Annotated in this window: 7 protein-coding genes; 4 read left to right on the top strand and 3 right to left on the bottom strand. The window is 67.3% G+C overall.

Features of this window, described 5'->3' with window-relative positions; translation table 11 throughout:
* Positions 1–108: 108 nt before the first annotated feature.
* The 3 genes from ACWDU1_RS28275 to ACWDU1_RS28265 all read right to left on the bottom strand — a co-directional run bounded on the left by ACWDU1_RS28275 (position 109) and on the right by ACWDU1_RS28265 (position 3537).
* A complete protein-coding gene (locus tag ACWDU1_RS28275) occupies positions 109–1308 on the bottom strand; it encodes a lycopene cyclase family protein (protein ID WP_450003084.1) in 1200 nt (399 codons plus the stop codon).
* A gap of 110 nt (positions 1309–1418) precedes the next feature.
* On the bottom strand, positions 1419–2564 hold the full coding sequence (locus ACWDU1_RS28270; protein ID WP_450003082.1) for an FAD-dependent oxidoreductase: 1146 nt from the start codon (positions 2562–2564) through the stop codon (positions 1419–1421).
* A 493-nt stretch (positions 2565–3057) separates the two neighbouring features.
* Positions 3058–3537, bottom strand: coding sequence for a hotdog fold domain-containing protein (locus ACWDU1_RS28265; protein ID WP_450003080.1), 480 nt, complete (start codon positions 3535–3537; stop codon positions 3058–3060).
* A gap of 464 nt (positions 3538–4001) precedes the next feature.
* Here ACWDU1_RS28265 and rpsJ point away from each other — a divergent pair, with 464 nt between their 5' ends.
* The 4 genes from rpsJ to rplW form a co-directional block, all read left to right on the top strand.
* Positions 4002–4307, top strand: a complete 306-nt coding sequence (gene rpsJ, locus ACWDU1_RS28260; protein ID WP_003938093.1) for a 30S ribosomal protein S10 — start codon at positions 4002–4004, stop codon at positions 4305–4307.
* Positions 4308–4321: 14 nt separating this feature from the next.
* On the top strand, positions 4322–4987 hold the full coding sequence (rplC, locus tag ACWDU1_RS28255) for a 50S ribosomal protein L3 (protein WP_265802596.1): 666 nt from the start codon (positions 4322–4324) through the stop codon (positions 4985–4987).
* Positions 4984–5673 carry a 50S ribosomal protein L4 gene (rplD, locus tag ACWDU1_RS28250; protein WP_450003078.1) on the top strand — a complete coding sequence of 230 codons (690 nt, stop codon included), beginning with the start codon at positions 4984–4986 and terminating at the stop codon, positions 5671–5673. Before rplC ends, rplD begins: the two co-directional genes overlap by 4 nt.
* The coding region (gene rplW / locus ACWDU1_RS28245) for a 50S ribosomal protein L23 (protein WP_450003076.1) at positions 5670–5910 on the top strand (241 nt) is incomplete at its 3' end. The genes rplD and rplW, both read left to right, overlap by 4 nt.

The following is a 5910-nucleotide window of genomic DNA, read 5'->3' as shown; positions in this document are numbered from 1 at the left end:
GCCCCCCACCCCCACCAACACCACATCCAACCCCCTCTTCCCCTCCCCGACGCTCTCCCGATCTGGTGATCCCGGCGCGGGCGCACCGGTAGCGATCCGGCCGGATCGCTACCGGTGCTCCGCCTCGTGGCGCACGCTTGCGGCCGGTGCGAAGGGGAAGTCGGCCCACCGGTCGCGATTCCGCCAGCCGACCAGGTCGAACCGCCAGCGGAACGGCCAGGTGTGCGAGACCGTGTTGAACAGCACCGCGCCCAGGGCCGCGTAATCGTCGTGCGCCGAGAGCAGGGCGCGCTGCCCGCGCGGGGACGCGGAGAAGAACGAATCGAACATGGCGATGGACTGCTCGGTGGTGAGCCGTCCCAGCCCCCACAGCCCGCGCATCCGCATCCAGTAGGTGAGGCGGGCCCGCCACGGCCACAGGGCGGCCACCGCGTCCTCACCGCGCTGGATCGCGGTAACCGCGGTATCGGCCAGGGCGAACGAATCCGCCACGCTGTAGCCGGTGCAGGGATGCATCATCCCGCCGCGCGAGCCGTACGGCAGCACCGGGCCGACGCCCTTGGCCGGAGGCGGGGTGTCGAGTGGATAGTGGGCGGCCTCGCTCGGTTCCTCCCCGGTGAGGACGATCCCGTGCGCCGCCAGCCGGGCCAGGGTGCGCCTACGCAGTTCGTGCTGCGGCATCCCGCCGCGCAGGCCCAGGCTGGTCTCCTCGAAGATCACCGTGCCGTCGCCCAGCGGAACCGAGTACAGGAACGATGGCGGCTCATCGGGCCCGGCGCCGTTCTCCGGCCGCCAGTCCAGCAGCAGCCCCTCACCTTCCCCGACCATCGGCGCCGCCGTTTCGGCGTCCACGAAGATCCCGTGCGCGCTCGCCGCGCGCCGATTGCCCAGCGTGGGCATACCGCGCGAATCCACGACCACCCCGGCGCGGATCACGGTGCCGTCCGCCAGTTCGACCTCGTGCGCGTCCACCCGGGTGGCCCGGCCCGCGAATACGCCGGCTTCGTCGAGCGGCAGTGCGTCGCGTAACAGCGGTTTCGACAACACGCAGTACGGGCGATCGATCTTGATCTCAGAAGTGGTCCACACGACGGGTGCGGGAATGCGGCTCGCGATCACGCTGTGCGGCAACCAGTCCGGCAGTTCGTCGATCCAGCAGGAGAAGGTGGGAGGCCAGAGGCGGTCGGGGCGGGGGTCGACGGCGGCGACCTGCAATCCGGCGACCGTCGCGCGGTGGGCCAGAGCCCTCCCGGCCGGGCCCAGCCCTACGACACAGATATCGAACTCGTGGACCGCGCTGTCTGCCATGTACAGCATTCAACGGTGCGGGGCGGGGGAGGGCAACACCCGCAAGCCCGCACCCCACAGCGCCCGGGCCCACCGCACGGAACCGTCTCCGCGCTCGCCGATCGGCGTTCTCAGCGGCGGTCGAGTCCCGACAGCCGCATGGCCAGCCGATTCCGTACGACCGTCGTTCTGCCCGCCAACGCCATGGCGGTGTTGCGTACTGGCCGGACGCGCGCCGACGCGGTGGCCAGATCGGTGAGACGGCCCGCGGTGGAGACGACGGTTTCGGCCGTATGGCGGCGGGCGGCGGCGTGCTCGTCGAGCAGGCTTTCCGATTCGCCGGCCAGGACGCGCGACAGGGTCGTCGCCGCGGTGACGGCGTCTTCGATCCCGAGATTCATTCCTTGGCCACCGGCCGGCGAGTGCACGTGGGCGGCGTCACCGGCGAGCAGGATCCGGCCGTGACGGAAGGTATCGGCGATGCGGTGGTGCACGCGGAAACGCGAACCCCACACCACTTCTTCGACCACGGCCGGCCGGCTCTCCGGGCCGCGTTGGTCGAGGAGTCCCTGTACGAACGCGATATCCGGGTCGTGCGGCGCCTCGTCCACAGTGGCCACGATCCGATACATGGCGTCGGGCAGCGGCGCGACCACCACGAGCCCGGCGGGTGAGAAATACAGGATGACCTCATCGGTGGGTACGCCACCGGAGAGGCGGACATCGGCCAGAGTGAACGATTCGCCGTAGCTGCCGCCGGTGAATCCGATCCCCGATTGTTCCCGCACCAGACTGTGCATACCGTCCGCCGCCAGCAGATAGCGAGCGTGGATGGGGTCCCCGTCCGAGACGGTGGCGGTGACCGAATCCTGTCCCTGGTGGATCCCGGTGACCGTCACCGGCCGGATGACCTCGCCGCCGAGCGCGATCAGCCGGTCCAGCAGGAACTTCTCGGTGTCGGCCTGGGAGATCATCAGCGTGTAGGGGTAGGTGGTGGGCAGATCGCTGAACGGTACCGCCAGCAGCAGCCGGTCCCGATCGCGAATCGTGAACGTCGGGGTGTGTACACCGCGTGCGACCAGCGGTTCGGTCACGCCGTAGGGCTCCAGGATTTCGAGTGTGTGCGGATGCACCACCGCCGCGCGGGAAGTATTGGCGCCCGCGGCCTGCCGATCGACGATTACCACCTCGTGGCCCAGTTGTTTCAGCACGATCGCCGCGGTGAGACCGACCGGGCCGGCTCCGACGATCAGGACGTCTGCGATGGGGTTGTGCACTGCGACTCCTCGAAGTCAACGATTGTTGTCATTGAAGGTAGAGGTCGATTCGGCATAAGTCAACAGTTGTTGGCCAACAACTGTTGACTTGCTGGAATCGGGGGAATTCGGCACGGGAATGCGCTGATCGCGGCAGCGGTTCGGGCTGCCGGTGGGCAGCGCGCCGGCGGCCCGGAAAGCCGTCGCCGTGGCGTACGGGATTCGCGCGGCCGGTTCATCCGCGTGAGCGGCCGGGGAATCGGGAGTGCTCGGCGCCCCCGCGAGGAGTGTGGGCGGGCGCGGCGGCGGGGAGAGGCGTGGGAGGGTCGGTCTCGGTCTCGGTCTCGGTCTCGGTCTCATGGCACAACCAACTGGTCAGAGGAGGGGTGCTCCTCTGACGAGGTGGTGCCGCGGAATGTGACGGTAAGTGTGACAGCTCACATCGGGCCGTCGTGATCATCGCGAAACAGGCGCCGCCGAGCCGTTGTTCGAGCCCGCGGCGGTGTGGCCGGAGTCAGCTTCTGGGTGTGACCCAGGTGGTGATGTCCGCGTGTACCACTTCGCGTCCGGTCTTGTCGTAGATCGAGACGGGCACGGTGAGATCGCGGCCCTCGGTGAACGAGGCGAAGTCCGGGATAGCTGCCAGTTCGGCTACGGCTCGGAGGCCGGTGGTGGCTTTGGTGAGGTACTGGACCTGCATCGCCTTGGGGATCCAGCGATGGGTGGTGGGGACGGTGGCCTCGGAGAGCATGCCCATGGCGATCTCGGCGAGATTGCAGGCGGCGATGGCGTGGAAGGTGCCCAGGTGATTGTGTACGCCGAACCATTTCGGGGCCTTGACCTCGCACAACCCGGGTTCCAGCCGGACGACGCGGGGTACCACGGTGGCGAAATAGGGGACCCGGGCGACCATCGACAGGGAGAACAGGCCGTGGCCGAGGGGGTTGTCGGGCAGTTTCCGCCAGCCGCGGTAGGTGCCGGTCTCATTCGTCATGAAGCTATCTTACTCATCGGTAAGATAGCGGTGGCGCGGTATGGTGGCGCAAGCGCCGGATCTCGGCGGACCCCGATTTGGAACGCCTCGGGGGGCTCGTGCATACTGTTCGGGTTGCCTTGCCCCGGGTGGCGGTTGTTTCCATGAGACGACCACGCCGGGCGGGGTGAGCAAAACCAGCGAGTACCTCATCGTTTATCGGTGTGGGTACGTCCGGGACGTAGTTCCGAGGGCCACGATCAGATTTCATCTCGGGGCCGAGGAATGAGCGGAGAGGCGACACGCCCGACCGCGTGGACCGGAGAACCATGACAGATGAACAGCGGCGAGGATCGGGCATGCGCCCGGTCTCGGTCTCTCTAGCTGAGACGTCATCGTGTGTTCGGGCTGTGCAAATGAAGGTGGTACGGACGCCCTAGCCGGTATCCGGATCACGGACGAAAGCGGAGAAAAGGACACTTAGCGTGGCGGGACAGAAGATCCGCATCAGGCTCAAGGCCTATGACCACGAGGCGATCGACGCGTCGGCGCGCAAGATCGTCGAAACGGTGACCCGCACCGGGGCCCGGGTCGTCGGGCCGGTGCCGTTGCCGACCGAGAAGAACGTGTACTGCGTCATCCGTTCGCCGCACAAGTACAAGGACTCGCGCGAGCACTTCGAGATGCGGACGCACAAGCGGCTGATCGACATCCTCGACCCGACGCCGAAGACGGTGGACGCGCTCATGCGTATCGACCTGCCGGCCAGCGTCGACGTCAATATCCAGTGACGGGGACTCTCGATATGACTGACAACAAGAGCAGGCCCGCGGCCGGCATCCTGGGCACCAAACTGGGCATGACCCAGGTGTTCGACGACAAGAACCGGGTCGTCCCGGTCACCGTCGTCAAGGCCGGACCGAACGTGGTCACCCAGATCCGTACCGTCGAGCGCGACGGCTACAGCGCGGTGCAGGTCGCCTTCGGCGCCATCGACCCCCGCAAGGTGAACAAGCCGGAGTCCGGCCAGTTCGCCAAGGCCGGTGTCACCCCGCGCCGTCACGTCGCGGAGATCCGTATCGCCGACGCGTCGACCTTCGAGGTCGGCCAGGAGATCTCGGCGGAGGCCTTCGAAGAGGGCACCTACGTCGACGTCACCGGCACCAGCAAGGGCAAGGGCTTCGCCGGCACCATGAAGCGTCACGGCTTCAGCGGCCAGGGCGCCTCCCACGGTGCGCAGGCCGTGCACCGTCGCCCGGGTTCCATCGGTGGCTGCGCCACCCCCGGCCGCGTGTTCAAGGGCATGCGCATGTCGGGCCGCATGGGTAACGACCGCGTCACCACGCAGAACCTGTCGGTTCACAAGGTGGACGCCGAGAACGGCCTGCTGCTGATCAAGGGAGCGATCCCGGGTCGCAAGGGCGGCGTCGTGATCGTCAAGAGCGCCGTGAAGGGTGGTGCGCACGCATGAGCAGCTCCGCAGTGAACACGGAGAAGAAGTCCGCCAACCTCACCTTGCCGGTGAAGGAACTGGGCGGTAAGACCAACGGCACCGTCGATCTCCCCGCCGAGATCTTCGACGTGACCGCCAATATCGCGCTGATGCACCAGGTGGTCGTGGCCCAGCAGGCCGCCGCCCGCCAGGGCACGCATTCCACCAAGACCCGCGGCGAGGTCCGCGGCGGTGGTAAGAAGCCGTACCGCCAGAAGGGCACCGGCCGCGCCCGCCAGGGTTCGACCCGGGCGCCGCAGTTCGCCGGTGGTGGCATCGTGCACGGCCCCAAGCCGCGTGACTACAGCCAGCGCACCCCCAAGAAGATGATCCAGGCCGCCCTGCGTGGCGCGCTGTCGGATCGGGCGCGTAACGAGCGGATCCACGTGATCAGCGAGCTCGTGGCCGGCCAGGACCCCTCGACCAAGACCGCGAAGACCTTCCTGTCCGAGATCTCGGATCGCAAGAAGTTCCTCCTGGTCATCGGCCGCGAGGATGTCAACGCCTGGAAGAGTGCCCGCAACCTGGAATACGTGCACACGATCGCACCGGACCAGCTGAACACCTATGACGTACTGGACAGCGACGAAGTCGTGTTCAGTGTCGAGGCGCTCAACGCCTTCGTGCACGGCCCGGCCGAGGCTGCACAGGAGGAGAGCAAGTGAGCACCATCGCCGATCCGCGCGACATCCTGCTGGCGCCGGTCATCTCGGAGAAGTCCTACGGGCTGATCGAGGAAGGCACCTACACCTTCATCGTCCACCCGGACTCCAACAAGACCCAGATCAAGATCGCGGTCGAGAAGGTCTTCGGGGTGAAGGTCACCAGCGTCAACACCGCCAACCGTCAGGGCAAGCGCAAGCGGACCCGCTTCGGTTACGGCAAGCGCAAGGACACCAAGC

The sequence above is a fragment of the Nocardia sp. NPDC003345 genome (assembly GCF_053589395.1).
Note: the sequence above shows the minus strand (reverse complement) of the source record. Positions and strands in the feature narration are given on the sequence as shown.

Bases quoted from the DNA above. Each gene is read 5' to 3' on its own strand.
- rplC (WP_265802596.1), top strand. From the start codon at position 4,322: ATGACTGACAACAAGAGCAGGCCCGCGGCCGGCATCCTGGGCACCAAA.
- ACWDU1_RS28275 (WP_450003084.1), bottom strand. From the start codon at position 1,308: ATGGCAGACAGCGCGGTCCACGAGTTCGATATCTGTGTCGTAGGGCTG.
- rplD (WP_450003078.1), top strand. From the start codon at position 4,984: ATGAGCAGCTCCGCAGTGAACACGGAGAAGAAGTCCGCCAACCTCACC.
- ACWDU1_RS28265 (WP_450003080.1), bottom strand. From the start codon at position 3,537: ATGACGAATGAGACCGGCACCTACCGCGGCTGGCGGAAACTGCCCGAC.